Origin of the sequence: Shimia sp. FJ5, assembly GCF_032918335.1 — a bacterium.
GTDB lineage: Bacteria > Pseudomonadota > Alphaproteobacteria > Rhodobacterales > Rhodobacteraceae > Shimia > Shimia aestuarii_A.
The window spans coordinates 160,565-175,540 of sequence record NZ_JAWJUV010000002.1; the positions used below are offsets into that span (position 1 = coordinate 160,565).

General features: G+C 56.4%; 17 protein-coding genes. 6 read left to right on the plus strand and 11 right to left on the minus strand.

The window, feature by feature from the left end:
• Window positions 1-55: 55 nt before the first annotated feature.
• Together R1W01_RS07320 and R1W01_RS07325 are read right to left on the minus strand one after the other, a co-directional pair.
• Window positions 56-232: a hypothetical protein gene (locus R1W01_RS07320; protein WP_243613479.1), complete on the minus strand. Its 177-nt coding sequence runs from the start codon at window positions 230-232 to the stop codon at window positions 56-58.
• 146 nt (window positions 233-378) lie between these two features.
• Complete coding sequence (locus R1W01_RS07325; RefSeq protein WP_297754802.1) at window positions 379-975, minus strand: L,D-transpeptidase; 597 nt, start codon at window positions 973-975, stop codon at window positions 379-381.
• A 167-nt stretch (window positions 976-1,142) separates the two neighbouring features.
• On the opposite strand from R1W01_RS07325, the gene R1W01_RS07330 reads away from it, so the two are divergent.
• Window positions 1,143-1,664 (plus strand): CAP domain-containing protein, encoded by a 522-nt coding sequence (locus R1W01_RS07330; protein ID WP_243613477.1) that lies wholly within the window; start codon window positions 1,143-1,145, stop codon window positions 1,662-1,664.
• On the opposite strand, the gene R1W01_RS07335 is transcribed toward R1W01_RS07330, so the two are convergent.
• The 5 genes from R1W01_RS07335 to R1W01_RS07355 are packed head-to-tail and all read right to left on the minus strand — an operon-like array spanning window position 1,655 to window position 6,155.
• Window positions 1,655-2,149 (minus strand): murein L,D-transpeptidase family protein, encoded by a 495-nt coding sequence (locus tag R1W01_RS07335; protein WP_297755180.1) that lies wholly within the window; start codon window positions 2,147-2,149, stop codon window positions 1,655-1,657. The genes R1W01_RS07330 and R1W01_RS07335 overlap by 10 nt on opposite strands.
• Before the next feature lie 45 nt (window positions 2,150-2,194).
• Window positions 2,195-3,412: a class I SAM-dependent RNA methyltransferase gene (locus tag R1W01_RS07340; protein WP_297754796.1), complete on the minus strand. Its 1,218-nt coding sequence runs from the start codon at window positions 3,410-3,412 to the stop codon at window positions 2,195-2,197.
• A gap of 10 nt (window positions 3,413-3,422) precedes the next feature.
• Window positions 3,423-4,577 carry a CCA tRNA nucleotidyltransferase gene (locus tag R1W01_RS07345; RefSeq protein ID WP_411028150.1) on the minus strand — a complete coding sequence of 385 codons (1,155 nt, stop codon included), beginning with the start codon at window positions 4,575-4,577 and terminating at the stop codon, window positions 3,423-3,425.
• Window positions 4,574-5,170 (minus strand): CoA pyrophosphatase, encoded by a 597-nt coding sequence (locus tag R1W01_RS07350; RefSeq protein ID WP_297754790.1) that lies wholly within the window; start codon window positions 5,168-5,170, stop codon window positions 4,574-4,576. The genes R1W01_RS07345 and R1W01_RS07350 overlap by 4 nt, the downstream gene beginning before the upstream one ends.
• Complete coding sequence (locus tag R1W01_RS07355; protein ID WP_297754787.1) at window positions 5,163-6,155, minus strand: Hsp33 family molecular chaperone HslO; 993 nt, start codon at window positions 6,153-6,155, stop codon at window positions 5,163-5,165. The genes R1W01_RS07350 and R1W01_RS07355 overlap by 8 nt, the downstream gene beginning before the upstream one ends.
• Window positions 6,156-6,230: 75 nt before the next feature.
• Here R1W01_RS07355 and R1W01_RS07360 point away from each other — a divergent pair, with 75 nt between their 5' ends.
• Complete coding sequence (locus tag R1W01_RS07360) at window positions 6,231-6,668, plus strand: NUDIX hydrolase (protein ID WP_297754785.1); 438 nt, start codon at window positions 6,231-6,233, stop codon at window positions 6,666-6,668.
• On the opposite strand, the gene R1W01_RS07365 is transcribed toward R1W01_RS07360, so the two are convergent.
• The gene (locus R1W01_RS07365) at window positions 6,665-7,936 is read right to left on the minus strand and encodes a PP2C family protein-serine/threonine phosphatase (protein WP_297754782.1); all 1,272 of its coding nucleotides are present in this window, start codon (window positions 7,934-7,936) and stop codon (window positions 6,665-6,667) included. The two genes, R1W01_RS07360 and R1W01_RS07365, sit on opposite strands and share 4 nt — an antisense overlap.
• 156 nt (window positions 7,937-8,092) lie before the next feature.
• On the opposite strand from R1W01_RS07365, the gene R1W01_RS07370 reads away from it, so the two are divergent.
• The 3 genes from R1W01_RS07370 to R1W01_RS07380 all read left to right on the plus strand — a co-directional run bounded on the left by R1W01_RS07370 (window position 8,093) and on the right by R1W01_RS07380 (window position 10,106).
• Window positions 8,093-8,413 (plus strand): Hpt domain-containing protein, encoded by a 321-nt coding sequence (locus R1W01_RS07370; RefSeq protein ID WP_297754779.1) that lies wholly within the window; start codon window positions 8,093-8,095, stop codon window positions 8,411-8,413.
• 105 nt (window positions 8,414-8,518) lie between these two features.
• Window positions 8,519-9,745 (plus strand): argininosuccinate synthase, encoded by a 1,227-nt coding sequence (locus R1W01_RS07375; RefSeq protein ID WP_243613469.1) that lies wholly within the window; start codon window positions 8,519-8,521, stop codon window positions 9,743-9,745.
• Between the two features lie 79 nt (window positions 9,746-9,824).
• Window positions 9,825-10,106: an SCP2 sterol-binding domain-containing protein gene (locus tag R1W01_RS07380; RefSeq protein WP_243613468.1), complete on the plus strand. Its 282-nt coding sequence runs from the start codon at window positions 9,825-9,827 to the stop codon at window positions 10,104-10,106.
• Window positions 10,107-10,122: 16 nt separating this feature from the next.
• Here R1W01_RS07380 and R1W01_RS07385 read toward each other — a convergent pair whose 3' ends face one another.
• Complete coding sequence (locus R1W01_RS07385; protein ID WP_297754776.1) at window positions 10,123-10,836, minus strand: HAD family hydrolase; 714 nt, start codon at window positions 10,834-10,836, stop codon at window positions 10,123-10,125.
• 59 nt (window positions 10,837-10,895) lie between these two features.
• Window positions 10,896-11,810 (minus strand): D-amino acid aminotransferase, encoded by a 915-nt coding sequence (locus R1W01_RS07390; RefSeq protein WP_297754773.1) that lies wholly within the window; start codon window positions 11,808-11,810, stop codon window positions 10,896-10,898.
• Window positions 11,811-11,959: 149 nt separating this feature from the next.
• Between R1W01_RS07390 and msrA the strand changes: the two genes are divergently transcribed.
• Entirely contained in the window at window positions 11,960-12,619 is a 660-nt protein-coding gene (gene msrA / locus R1W01_RS07395; protein WP_297754771.1) for a peptide-methionine (S)-S-oxide reductase MsrA, read from the plus strand.
• 63 nt (window positions 12,620-12,682) lie between these two features.
• On the opposite strand, the gene R1W01_RS07400 is transcribed toward msrA, so the two are convergent.
• Window positions 12,683-14,938 carry an NADP-dependent malic enzyme gene (locus R1W01_RS07400; protein ID WP_243613464.1) on the minus strand — a complete coding sequence of 752 codons (2,256 nt, stop codon included), beginning with the start codon at window positions 14,936-14,938 and terminating at the stop codon, window positions 12,683-12,685.
• Window positions 14,939-14,976 lie beyond the last annotated feature (38 nt).

Genomic DNA, 14,976 nt, shown 5'->3' on the forward strand with positions numbered 1-14,976 from the left:
ACGAAAAAGGCGGAGCAATTGCTCCGCCTTTTCCAATCTTAACTGTATCGTTGGATTACGATGCAGCTGCTGCCACGAGAGCGATCAGCAGAAGCGGAACCCAAACAGCCGAGCTCGAGGAGCTTGCTGCTTCTTCCACAACCGGCGGCTCAACAACGGGATCTGCCATCGAGCCAGCAAAAGCGGTCGAAGCAGCGGCGGTCAGAGCAGCAGCGAGAACGAGTTTTTTCATGTTATCCTCCAGAAATAAGCTTGCCGCCACAGTTTGAGGACGACGACAAGCACCCAAGACTTACCTCGTATCTTTTTGTAAACAGCAATGCGCTGTAAATGCAAACCTAAGATACACAGAAGTGCCTCGCGAAAAACAAAATGTCGTCAAATTAGCAACACTTGCGTCCCGACCTTGGCCATACCAAACAGCTCCGCAATATGCTCATTATAGAGCCCGATGCAGCCATTCGAAGAACGCCGCCCGATCTTGCGCGTATCATGTGTTCCGTGGATGCGGTAGTAGGTCCATCCAAGGTAGAGCGCATGCGTTCCAAGCGGATTATCTGGTCCCGGCGGGACATAGTCCGGCCATTCAGGGTTGCGCTTCTGCATCGCGGGTGTCGGGCGCCAGCTTGGCCCTTCGACCTTGCGAACCACACTTGTCCGCCCGCGCCGTGTTAAATCCTCGGTCAAAGGTACTGACGACGGATAAAGCTTGTAGGTTTCTCCATCCGCCGACCAATAGTGCAGCGCGCGGGAGGTCACATCCACGAGGATCGCACCGTTGCGAAGCGACGAGAAGTAAGGCTGCCAATCCAAAGACCGGAAGCTCGAAATGTTGCGCACCACCGATTCACTCAAATCACCTTCGACTTCCGTAGTCGAACTTCCGGTCTGAGCAATGGCTGGTGCGCTAAGAAAGGCGGCGCCTGTCGCCAAAAAGGCGCGACGACCAAGACGATCATTTGCATTGAAGGTCATGTCAGTCCTCTGCTGATCTCTAGAACGCGTGTGCCTAAGCACGTTATTGCCAGAATGCCTCAGTCGCAATCCAAACACGCCGCATTTGGCAAAGTCACGCTTAAGTGGGTTTTCAAAGCAACGTCGGCTAAGGTAGAGGGGTTTCAGAGTGTAGTGGTGAGATAGATATGACGCGACTGATTTCCATTGTGTTTGCTTCCGTACTTTTGCTGGCAGGATGTGATGCTGGTGGCGGGGGGTATTCCGGCGCGAGCCAGTATCGGATTTCTTCAAACAGCACAGCTAAGGTGCAGTATCGCGTTCTCGACTCTATCAACGCCTTACGGCAAGCCGCTGGCGCAGCGCCTCTCGCCTTCAACGCGAAACTTAACGCTTCGGCGGCTACACACTCGCGCGATATGTCCATCCAGAATCGCCCTTGGCATTTCGGGTCAGATGGCTCCTCTCCGATCCAGCGGGTTAAGCGCGTTGGCTATGAGGGCCGTTTCATGGGCGAAAACATCTCAGAGACCTATGAAAGCGAACTCCTGACCCTCGAAGCGTGGCTTGCTCAGGAAGACACGCGCGCCGTGATCATGAATCCAGAAGCTCAAGAAATTGGCTTTGCTTGGTTCCAAGAAGCAAGCGGCAAGATCTGGTGGACACTTGTCACTGGGCGCTCAGACGCGGCGCCGATGGTTCACGGATAAATCGAAATCAACGTACCGTTTCGCACCATCGCGTAGATGTCTTCGATTTCGTCGTTGGTGACAGCGATACACCCTGCTGTCCAATCCTGACCGCCGGACCTGTACTTCCAGGGTCGACCGTGAATGAAGATATCCCCGCCGGGACGTTTGCCAAGCGCCTTGGCGTTCTCTCTGTCTTCATCATTCGGATATGAGACACCTATCGAGAGATGAAACTCACTATTCGGATTGCGGCGGTCGATGACGTAGTCGCCCTCCGGCGTCTTGCCATCTCCTTCGATTTCTTTATCCCCCACTGGCGCGAAACCTAGGCCGATTTCATATGACGCGAGCACCTCTTCGTTGTGCATTAGGTACATTTTTCGGTTCTCTTTGTAGACAAGCACGCGGGTAACTTCTGGCCCGTTGTATGTCTTGAACTTCGACGCACAGCCGCTGAGACCAACTGCAGCCAGTACAAGCATCAAGACTGCCGTAAATCGCATCATACCAAGCCCTATTGATCCTGTTCGCTATCCTTGGGTGTTTTGCTAACCGCGCACGAACTTCGCCGCAAGCTCTACATGTGTGGACCAGCGGAATTGATCCACCACTTGGATCCATTCCAATGCATAGCCAGCCTTGCACAAGATCTCGGCATCACGCGCAAAGGTCACCGGGTTGCATGACACAAACGCTATGGTTCGCAGATCGGTTTTCGCCAACTCTCGCACCTGCGCTTCTGCGCCTGCTCGTGGTGGATCTATCACCGCGAAGTCATAACGTAGATCTTCCGCCAAGATCGGGTTGCGAAACAAATCCCGCGCTTCGGTTGTGACGCGCTTCATTTCGAGAGCTTGGCGCCAGCCCTGATCGAGGGAGTGCAGCATTTGAGCCTCGCCCTCAACGGCATGCATCTCAAATGAAGACGCCAGAGGAAGGGTAAAAGTCCCACAACCAGCAAAGAGATCTATCCCGCGCTTTCCCTCGTTCCCAATTGCGTCCCGAACCGCTTCGACAAGCGCCGCCTCGCCTTCAAGCGTTGCCTGAAGAAAAGCTCCAAAAGGAGGGACAACATCTGCGTTGCCGAATTTCTGCACTGGCGGATGCCGCGTCACCACAACGTCGTCGCCCCATGACAACCGCGCCAGATCCGATCGCTCTGCCTCTTGCGCAAGTAACGTATGCAATGGTCCATCGAGGGGCTTTCCTCCCGTGACTGCGATATCGATACCCGCGACTGAAAGTGTAGCCGTCACCGAGAGCTCTGCCTTGCGGCTTGCACCAACCATTGTAAGCCGCTTCGCCGCTTCTACCGCGGGCAAGAGTTTTTCAGGAATAAGCTGGCAGTCCGGAACCTCAACGATCACGTCGCTGCTTCGCTGATGAAACCCGGACGTTGCCCCTTTTTTTGTCCTGCGTGCAGAAAGCACAACGCGCCTTCTTGAGTGCGCCGGCGATGTTTTGATTGGAAGAATGTTGGTTTCAAGTCCATGCGCCCTAAGCGCCGTCTTAACGATCTCGGTCTTCCAGCTTGCAACGAAATCATCGCTCGCATGTTGCATCTGGCAGCCACCGCAACTCTTGAAGTGGCGGCAAGGAGGGCGAACACGTTCGGCGGAGGGCTCAACGATCTTCACCCCTTCAAGACGGTTCCCCTGCAAATCTCCACTTACCTTTTCACCAGGCAAGGTCTGAAATGCAAAAACCGGACCCGCCGCGATGCCATCGCCTTGGTGCCCAACTCTCTCAATCAAGAATTCCGGCATGATTTTCCTTTCACACAGAAAGAAGTTCCGTTCTGCCAAGCGTAAAGTCGGACTGCACCCACAACGCCTCTAGCTTCTTCAACTCGCGTCCAAGCGCGGCACCCTCGTAAGACGGCATTAGATCCGCGGGTTGAATCGGAAAGACAGATCCGGCACCTCGCCCGATATCTGACACGCAATCCTCTGGCATCGGTGTTTCCAACAAAGCCGAACGCAAGAGTATGATCGATAGCGCCCTTTCGACACCGTAGCGATACCCAAGTTCTGCCGGACCAGCCCCCAAAGCGACGCCGTTTCGATACTCGGCAAGGCGTTTCGAGGCTTTCTTCGATAACCGAAGTGCCTCTTCGACGTCCTGACCGCCGAGCGCAGCTAGGCGGCGTATTGGATCAACGTCAGCTTCGACAAGAGCTTCTAGGTGTACCAACGGCGCAAGGGCACGGTCATCCGCCCCCGAAAAAATCCAACCCAGCGCTCCGCACGCGCGCATTGCTGCGACCGAAGGCGCTGGATCGGATGCCGATAGAAGCTTGAGCATCTCCGTACCGATGCGTTCATTTGAAAGCGTTTCGATTCCTGAAGAATTCGCCGCAATCGCTGCAAGCGCGTCTGCATCCATTCCATTGTCTCGATCACCGTAAAACGCATGGAAGCGGAAGAACCGGAGGATTCGAAGATAGTCTTCGCGAATTCTCTGGTCCGCATCATCAATAAACCGCACCCGCCGCGCCCGGAGGTCTTCCAGCCCGCCCAGAGGATCAACCACCTCGCCGTTCGGACGCGCATAGATCGCGTTCATGGTAAAATCTCGTCGCCGCGCGTCGTCTTCCACATCCTCGGAGAAAGCCACAACCGCCCGACGTCCATCTGTTTCAACGTCCTTGCGGAATGTCGTGATCTCGAAAGGCTCATGGTCGCAAACGACGGTGATTGTCCCGTGATCAATACCCGTCGGAATCGCGTTGAGACCCGTTTCTTTTGCAAGCGCGAGGACCTTCTGCGGGCGTGCGTCCGTGGCGATATCTATATCGTTCACGTCCGTATTGTAGAGCGCATTGCGGACACACCCTCCGACGAACAGCGCTTGGTAGCCTGCGCTCGTCAACATGGTGCAAACACGCTGCGTATGACTGCTCTCAAGCCAAGGTCCGTCGATCTGTGTCACTGCTCCATCCTCTCTGCGAGGCCTCGCAAGATACGCGCGGTCGCGCCCCAAATATAGTAGGGGCCGTAAGGAACGGTGAAGTACAAGCGTTGTCGACCTCGCCATCGACGGGATTGCGTCGAGTAGAAACGGCTATTCACAACCTGATCAAGCGGCACGCGGAAGATTTCTTCAACCTCGCCCACCTCTGCCCGAGGCTCGAAGGGAGACCTCACCAAGCCAATCACCGGCGTCACCATGAAGCTCGTCACGGTTTCGTGTGAGGGTAATAGTCCAAGAACCTCAACATTCTCTGTTGGCAGACCTACCTCTTCCCAAGCCTCTCTCAAGGCTGCTGCGGTCACGTCATGATCGCCTTCATCTTGCTTTCCACCAGGGAACGCGATCTGTCCGGGGTGGTGCTTTAGATGCGAGGCCCTCTTTGTGAGGATCACATGGGGGACATCGCCTTTCATCTCTACCGCAACCAACACACCTGCCGGCCTCAGAGTGCGGTTCTCGGGGAGCGCAATATCGGGATTCAAGTCGAAATCAGAGGAAGAGGCGCTCTCACACAACAACGCCCTCAAAAGCCTTTCCCTGATCTCAGTCACCCTTTGCCTCTTCCGCCTCGAAACCAACAGTCTTTGGATCAAGCGAGTAATGCGCTCCACAGAACTGGCAATCAGCCGTGACCCACCCCTCCGGCGTCGTCATCTTCTCAATGTCTTTCGCCGAATAGATCGACAGGCTCTGGCGCACCCGATCTTCCGAACACGTGCAACCAAACTTAACTGGCTGTGAGTCAAACACTCGCGGTGCTTCTTCGTGGAATAGACGCAACAAGAGCTGCGTTGGCGTGACAGACGGCCCAATCATCTCCAAATCCTCAACGGAATCGAGGAGAATATTGGCACGGTTCCAATTCTCTTCTTCATCCCCGTCGAGGATATCAGAAACGGCAAGAAGTCCGTCCTCGCCACTTCCACCCTCTTCTGTCGCACCGATCGATGCTTTCGGCATATGCTGAAGCATGATCCCACCCGCACGCCAAGTCTCTGGCGAGCCGGGTTCCTGCGATTTCCCGAAACGGAGGGCAAACCGTGTAGCGAGTTGCTCTGACTGAGCGAAATAGGCTTCTGCGCAAGCTTTGATCGAACCACCGGCCAAGGGGGTGATGCCCTGATAAGGTGCCATTCCCTTCCCTTGGTCGATCATGATCGCAAAATAGCCACTACCAACCTGATCAAACGGGCTACCGTCCGTAAGCCGATCCTCATCGTAGCTCGCATAGGCTCGAATGCGTGCGGGTTCGCCCTCCTTCTCCGGTCCGAAGTAGTCTGTCGCGATCATTCGAACTGGTCCGTTCGACTGCACCTGAAGCGAGAGCTTCCAGCGCAGTTTGATTGTCTGCCCAATCAACGATGTCAGAAGTGCCATTTCCGCGACAAGCGCTTCGACTTGCGGTGGGTAGGCGTGTTGTTTCAATACACCATCGAGCACACCATCAAGGCGCGCGACCCGTCCGCGAATATCGGAACGGTCAAGTTGGAATGGGAGAACCGTGTCGTCCCAAGCGATTTTGTTGCCAAGAGTCATTGGTTTCCTCAGAAGCTTTTTCTTGCCATACCTTGTCAACAAGTAGCCCACAAGGCGAACAGAAGTGAGATAACCGTGATCCGCCGATTTGGAAGCCCCCCGCGAACCGACAAGAAATATACCCTACGTCCGGGGGTCTATGCCCTGATCCGAGACGGTGCCGATTTGCTTGTGACCTTTCAGGAAGAACCTGAACCTGAGCTGCAGCTCCCAGGCGGCGGAATCGACAAGGGCGAGTCACCGCTTACCGCTCTGCATCGCGAGGTCTATGAGGAAACAGGCTGGACAATCGCCCGGCCGCGTCGGCTCGGAGCGTTTCGTCGCTTTGTCTACATGCCCGAGTACGATCTCTGGGCCGAGAAGTTGTGCTCTATCTATCTGGCCGAACCGGGAAGGCGGCTTGGGCCTCCAAGCGAGCCCTTGCATAGCGCCAAATGGGTTCCGCTTGAAGTCGCACGAGATATTCTAGGCAACTCCGGCGATCGACACTTTGCCGATCTCCTTGCCGGTTAGATCCACGGCCCGCGATACTCAAAAAGAATGCCCGAAACATCGTCTGGCAAACCCTTACCGCCGCTCAACGCATCAAGGCGCCAGTGAAGTGTTTCGAGCAAGCTCTCGGTTGGCTGATCTCTGAGGTCTGCAAGCAAGGCGGCCAGCCCGTCCTCTCCAAGTAGTTGTCCATCCTCATCTGGGCACTCAATCACGCCGTCCGATAGTATGAGCAACCTCTCTCCCGACTCCAATTTCGTCTCGAAATCTTCAAACTTTGCCCCTTCAATAAGGCCAACTGGCAGCCCCCCTCTCCCGACCTCCTCAAGTTGCCCCCCATGACGTAGAACAACGGGGTGTGGGTGGCCCGCTTGCGCCATCTCTACGACACCGCTTCGAAGGTCGATCAATGCGAGAAGCATTGTGAAGTAATGCTCGGTCTCCATATCCGAGAACACTATTCCGTTGAGATGCGCGATGACCTCAGATGGGGACAAATAAGTATGGCCTCCACCTGGCAAAGCTTTGAGCGCGATATTCTGCTCCGGTGACGAGGAGGAAAGATATCCCGCCAGTCTCGCCGTTACGAGCGCCGAGCTCACACCATGCCCGGATACATCGATCGAGTAGAGCCCAATCTTGTGGTCACTGATGCGATAGTGACCAACTAGATCGCCTCCGACGTGACCGCTGGAATGTAACATCAGAGACGCCGCGCCGGTTCCGAAGTCCTTGAATCGCTCTCGCACCAAAGACTGCTGAAGCTTCTTCGCTTCAATGAGATCGTTGTCGAGAGAGTCATATAGGCGGCGCAGTTCGTCGAGCGTTTCAGAGATAACTCGGTTTTTCTGGGTCAGTTCCCGCTGCATCTTGAGGATGCGCTCACCGGCGCTAATGCGAGCGCGCAGTTCATGAGCGTTAACCGGTTTGCTTAGGAAATCATCAGCACCGCTCTCAAGCCCCCTCACAACTTCGGCCTTCTCGCTCTTCGACGTGAGGAGAATGAAATAGCCATAGTGATCCCGCGAAAGAGACCGAAAAGCGCGACAGAATTCCAACCCGTCCATTTTCGGCATGACCCAGTCGCTCAAGACAAGGTCAGGTGGTGACTGACGACAAATTTCGAGCGCTTCTTCGCCCGTATCTGCCTCAAGTACTTCGTACCCTTCGCGTTGAAGAGATGCGCTCAGAATTCGTCGTTGCAGTCGACTATCATCAACGAGCAAGACCCTCTGGATCGCTTTTGCCTCTACTTCAGCGTCTGGTGTCTTCTGCGAAACCTGCTGCACTCTACACCTTTGGCCCCAAATCATCTCTAACGAATGGCCAGAAGCTAGAACGTTGTTCTAAACAATCTCTCAAGATCGGTTCATTGCAGGATCTTGTTTGTTCGATTTTTATTAACTGCTTGCAGGCCAAGATCGGGCGAACGAGAGGAACAAGATATGATTGATTGGCGGCGCATTGACGAACTGCGTGGTGAAATCGGAGAAGACGATTTCGGAGAGGTTGTTGAGATATTCCTCGAAGAAGTCGAAGAAGGTATCGGGCGCCTTCGGACTCACCAAACAAATGAAGAGCTAGCGGCGCATCTCCACTTCCTGAAAGGAAGCGCGCTCAACCTCGGATTTCAGAGTTTCTCGACGCTGTGTCAGGCAGGGGAAACCGCGGCTACTGAAGCCACCGGAAGCGAAGTTGACCTCGTTGCCCTGGAGGCCTGCTATGAGCAATCAAAAGAGGTCTTCGAGCAAGGTTTGTCCAGATGAAGCACTCGAGACGCGTGAAATGGCACAGGATTCCCTTACCCCTGCTTGCCCTACCCCTGAAAACCCGGTATCGCGCCTGCGATATACGTATGAAGGGAACTCGTCATGTCCGCGCCCAAGAAAGTTGTCCTGGCCTATTCCGGCGGCCTTGATACCTCGATCATTCTCAAATGGCTCCAGACCGAGTATGACTGCGAAGTTGTTACGTTCACCGCAGACCTCGGTCAGGGCGAAGAGCTCGAGCCGGCACGCAAGAAGGCCGAGCTTCTTGGGATCAAGCCCGAGAATATCTACATCGAAGACATCCGCGAAGAGTTCGTGCGCGATTTCGTCTTCCCGATGTTCCGCGCAAATGCCCAATATGAGGGCCTCTATCTTCTTGGAACGTCGATTGCGCGTCCGCTTATCTCAAAGCGTCTCATCGAGATTGCAGAAGAAACTGGTGCGGATGCCGTGGCGCATGGCGCGACTGGCAAAGGCAATGACCAAGTTCGGTTCGAGCTCGCGGCTTATGCGCTGAACCCGGACATCAAGGTCATCGCGCCTTGGCGTGAATGGGACCTGACCTCGCGCACCAAGCTTCTGGACTTCGCCGAGCAGAACCAGATCCCGATCGCAAAAGACAAACGCGGCGAGGCACCGTTCTCCGTCGACGCGAACCTCCTGCACACCTCCTCCGAAGGCAAAGTTCTCGAGGACCCGGCAGAGATGGCGCCCGACTATGTGTATCAGCGCACCGTGCATCCGGAAGAAGCGCCCGACACCCCGGAATACATTGAAATCACGTTCGAAAAAGGCGACCCGGTTGCGATCAATGGCGAGGCGATGAGCCCGGCAACCATGCTCACCGCCCTGAACGAGTATGGCCGTAAGCACGGTATCGGTCGCCTTGACCTTGTCGAGGGGCGGTTCGTTGGCATGAAATCGCGCGGCATCTATGAGACGCCGGGCGGGACGATCCTCATCGAGGCGCATCGCGGGATCGAGTCGATCACGATGGATCGCGGGGCGATGCACCTTAAAGATCAACTCATGCCGCAATATGCCGAGCTGATCTACAATGGCTTCTGGTACAGCCCGGAGCGCGAGATGCTTCAGGCGGCGATCGATAAGTCGCAGGAGTATGTCTCTGGCACAGTGCGCGTGCGCCTCTATAAGGGTCTCGCATCGACTGTTGGTCGCTGGTCGGAAAATTCCCTTTATTCCGAGGAACATGTGACCTTCGAAGATGATGCTGGCGCCTACGATCAGAAGGATGCGGCGGGCTTCATCAAGTTGAACGCGCTGCGACTTCGGTTGCTGGCCATGCGGGACCGTCGCAATAAGGGCTAAGGCTCCTGCCACGTCACCGTTGAGAGATTGGATAGACCCGCCTACTTCTTGGGCGGGTTTTTCATTTCAGGAGCCAACCATGCTTGAACAGATCGTCGCGAAGATGCAGCAAGAGCTTGAAAACAAAGCGTTTGATGGATCTTTGAAGTTTGATTGCGGGGACGATGGGGTTGTGGTTCTGGCCGATGGGACCGCAGGACTTGAGGATCAAGAGACGGATTGCACGATCCGTATTTCCGAGGACAACCTCGTGAAACTCCTAACCGGAAAGCTCAACCCGATGACGGGCGTCATGATGGGCAAGCTCAAGGTTTCGGGCGATATGGGCGTCGCGATGAAGCTTGGTCAACTCTTGAAATAGTCGCTTTTTCAGACACTTAGAGCTTTACGGCTTTTAGCTTTTCGTAATACGGCATCGCCTCAGCGAGAACATCTTGCAGCGCATCCGGCACCTCGGGGAGAGGGCCTTCGGCGTCGGCGAAGCCGGTTGAGTTCCAGACGGCGGCATACCAGTGCGAGGCCCAGACACCATCATCCTTGTGGCCGCCAGACGGCCAATTTAGCATGGCGGAATCAAAGCCTAAGCCTATGGAATCACATAGATTTTTTAGCATACCGCGAGGGTTCTCGCGGATGTCGTGGCTATCGATGACGACAGGCTTTCCGCCCCATGCAAGCGCTTCATCATAGAGCTCGGCCTGCTGGCGGAAGCCGATATCGTCTAGCACCGGGTTCTCACGTTTGGCGGCATAGCTTGCGATGACGCGGGCGGGATGGCGGATCAGGAAGACATTGACGCAGTCCTTGATCCAATCGCGGGCAACGCCCGGGATCATATGCTGCGCCATATGCTTTTGATAGAAAACGCTTTTTCCATCCGGCATCGGACCAACCAAAGATCGGATTACGGCGCCGGGGTCTTGTGATTGCGAGGCCATAATCTCGTCGCGCATGGGATGCTCGAGGCCGGTCATGGCAAGGTAGGCAGCGTAGAACGGCTCGTCCACGACGGCGCAATCGGGGCGGTTTCCGAAGGCATACATCATCGCCGTCGAGAGGTTTCGCGGCCCGGACCACATGGCAATTCTCATCAAAAGACCCCTGTCTGTATCGCGTCGGTATTACGTCGGTATTGCGTCCGTGCAGATCTTCAGGCCCGCGCGGCGCTATCTTCAACCAGAGCCTTATAAAGGGCGCGGATACGTTCGGTCATTGGGCCCATTTCACCAGAGCCGATCGGGCGACCGTCGATCTCGCTCACGGGAGTCTGGGCGCCGAACGTCCCTGTCAGGAATGCCTCGTCTGCGCCATAGGTATCGACGAGAGAGTAGTTCCTCTCGAACACCGGGATACCGTCGGCACGGCACACGTCGATGACTTTCTGCCGAGTGATACCGTTCATGCAGTAGTCGCCGGTTGAGGTCCAAACCTCGCCTTTGCGGACGATGAAGAAATTGCAGGCATTGGTCGTGTTCACGAAACCATTCACATCGAGCATCAGCCCCTCATCCGCTCCAGCCTTTTCGGCGGCGATGCACGCTAGGATACAGTTCAGCTTGGAATGCGAATTCAGCTTAGGATCCTGCGTCATGGGTAGGCCACGGATATGCGGCACAGTCGCGAGACGGATCGGTCGCGGGATCGAGGGGCGCGAATGTTCCATGATGATGGTCACGGTCGGCCCCTTTTGAGAGAGGCCGGGGTGTTGGAACGGCCGGGATTTGACGCCGCGCGTCACCATGAGCCGCGCATGGGCATCAGTCGTCATGTCATTCGCGACGCGCGTCTCCTCGAGGGCCTGCACCATGCTGGCGGGCGTCATGCCAATGTCGAGGTCAATTGCTTTGGCCGCTTCAAAGAGGCGATCCATATGCTCGTCAAGAAAGGCCCAATGTCCATCATAGAGGCGCAGCCCCTCCCAAACGCCATCGCCAAGCATGAAGCCTGAGTCATAGACGCTCACCACAGCTTCGGCCTTGGGAACAATCCGACCGTTGAGGAAGATCAAGATCTCTTCGTTGCGGGCGTCTTCTTCGGCCTGATGGGTTGTGACGTGATCGGACATGCGCGCTCCTCTTTTGGCGGAACGCTAGTGGCGGGGGCAGAGCATGCCAAGCAGTAAATTGTCCTCACCAAGGCGTGACATTCTCTTACAGGGGATTGTTCAGACTCGGCCTTCGGATCAGGGTCTTCTTAACGTAGGAGACCAGACTCATGCACCGTTTGAGCAAACCACAACCTTTTTTCCTTGCCGCTCTCATCTTGATCGGCCTCTTGGCCCATGGCACCCGCGCAAAAGCTGCGACCGAAACGCTTACGGTCGCGGGCGGATGCTTCTGGTGCGTAGAGAGCGATTTCGAATCCGTGAAGGGCGTGCGCGAAGCTGTGTCCGGCTATACCGGTGGCAAGACGAAGAACCCGACATACAAAGAGGTGTCGCGTGGCGGTTCTGGCCACTATGAGGCTGTGCGCATCACGTTTGACAACGCGGTCGTGACTCGGGATCAGCTTCTGAACCTGTTCTTCCGGTCGGTTGATCCGACCGATGCAGGCGGACAGTTCTGTGACCGCGGTGAGAGCTATCGCACGGCTGTTTTCGTCTCTAACACTGCGCAAAAGGCGGCTGCAGAGAAGGCGAAGTCCGATGCTGCGGCTGAACTTGGTCGCAAGATCGTCACCCCGATCCTCGGGAAATCTCCCTTTTACAAGGCCGAGGACTATCACCAGGACTACTACAAGGGGACCAAGCTTGTCCTGACGCGATTTGGCCCGAAGAAGCAGTCGGAGGCCTATAAGCGGTATCGCAAGGCATGCGGGAGAGACGCGCGGGTTGAGCAGCTCTGGGGGAGTGACGCGCCCTTTATCGGGCACTGATCCAATGAAAAGCGGGCCGGCCAATATGGCGCGGCCCGTTTCTATTTCGCAACCTCGAACGGATCAGCCGACCTTGCAGGCCGCGAGGATCGCCATATTGAGGATGTCGTTCGCGGTCGAGCCGGTCGAGCAGATCTGAATCGGTTTATCGACACCCGAAAGGATCGGACCGATCACCGTCGCGCCTGCCATTTCCTGCATCAGCTTGGTCGAGATCGACGCGGAATGGCGCGCGGGCACGACGAGGATATTGGCAGGACCGGTCAGGCGCTGGAACGGGTAGTTCTCTTGCGCCTTCTTGTTGAGGGCCACATCGACGGTCATCTCGCCTTCGTATTCGAAATCAACGCCGCGTTGATCGAGGACGCGAGGCGCAATGTGCATTTTCTCGGCGCGTTCCGACACCGGATAGCCAAAGGTCGAGAAGCTCACGAAAGCGACGCGCGGCTCGAGGCCCATGTGACGTGCCACACCTGCAGCGCGTTCGGCGATGTTGGCGAGATCGTTCTCGTCCGGCCATTCGTGCACAAGCGTATCCGAGACAAGCACGATACGGCCATTGTGCAAAAGCGCCGTCACACCCACCGCGCCATGCGCAGCGTCGGCGTCAAAGACGTGATTGACCAGATCGAGCACATGAGCGGATTTCCGGGTTGCACCCGTGACAAGGCCATCGCCGTGACCGTGCTGAAGCATCAGCGAGGCAAAGACATGTCGGTCACGCGCGGCCATCTTGAACACATCGTGGCGATCAAAGCCTTTGCGTTGCAGGCGGTTGTAAAGGAAGTCCGTGTAGGTCTCGAGGTGGCGGGTGTTCTTGGCGTTGACGACCTCGATCTCGCGCACCGCATCGCCGAGACCGGCGGCTTCGAGCTTGATCTTCACGTCATCTTCGCGGCCCACGACGAGCGCTTTGCCAAGGCCCGAGCGTTGATAGGTCACGGCGGCGCGCAGAACCCGGGGGTCGTCACCTTCGGCAAAAATCATGCGGGCTTGGGCGTTGCGCGCGCGCGCGTTGAGGCCGCGCAGGATCGACGCGGTTGGATCCATGCGGGATTTGAGGCTTTCCTCGTATCCGTCCATGTCGATGATTGGACGACGCGCCACACCTGTTTCCATGCCCGCCTTGGCGACAGCTGGCGGAATACGGTGAATGAGGCGCGGGTCGAACGGTGTCGGGATAATGTAGTCGCGACCGAAGGAAAGCTTGCGGCCATAGGCCATCGCGACCTCATCCGGGACATCTTCGCGGGCCAGTTCGGCAAGCGCCTCGGCACAGGCAATTTTCATATCGTCATTGATCGCGCGGGCATGAATGTCGAGCGCGCCGCGGAAGAGATAGGGGAAACCAAGGACGTTGTTGACCTGGTTCGGGTAGTCCGAACGGCCCGTTGCGACGATCGCGTCGGCGCGCACGGCATGGGCCTCTTCGGGGGTGATCTCTGGATCGGGGTTGGCCATCGCAAAAATGACCGGATCATCCGCCATCGCGGCGATCATCTCGGAGGTCACGGCGCCTTTGACGGAAACGCCGAGGAATACGTCTGCACCTGCCATCGCCTCTTCAAGGGTGCGCAGGTCCGTCTTGATCGCGTGGGCGGATTTCCATTGGTTCATGCCCTCGGTGCGACCTTGGTAGATCACGCCCTTGGTATCGCAGACAATGCAGTTGTCGTGCTTGGCGCCCATCGATTTGAGCAATTCGATACAAGCGATCCCGGCAGCCCCTGCCCCGTTGAGGACAATCTTGCAGTCTTCGATCTTCTTACCCGAAATATGCAGCGCGTTGAGTAGGCCCGCGGCACAGATCACAGCGGTGCCGTGCTGGTCGTCATGGAAGACCGGGATGTCCATCTCTTCCTTGAGGCGCTGCTCGATGATGAAACACTCGGGCGCCTTGATGTCTTCGAGGTTGATGCCGCCAAAGGTCGGCCCCATGAGTTTCACTGCCTGACAGAAGGCGTCCGGGTCTTCGGTATCAAGTTCGATATCAATCGAGTTCACGTCGGCGAAACGCTTGAAGAGAACGGCCTTGCCTTCCATCACAGGCTTGGAGCCGAGCGCGCCGAGGTTGCCAAGACCAAGGACAGCCGTCCCGTTCGAGATCACGGCGACGAGGTTGCCCTTGTTGGTATAGTCATAGGCGGTCGAGGGATCTTCGGCGATGGCTTCGCACGGCACAGCAACACCCGGCGAATAGGCAAGCGAGAGATCCCGCTGGGTCGTCATCGGCACGGAGGCCTTGATCTCGAACTTGCCTGGCGTCGGCTCCAGATGGAATGCGAGCGCCTCTTCGTTGGTGATCTTGGTTTTTGCCATTTTTTGCCGTCCTTCGATACCGTTTGCGCCTCTTACCG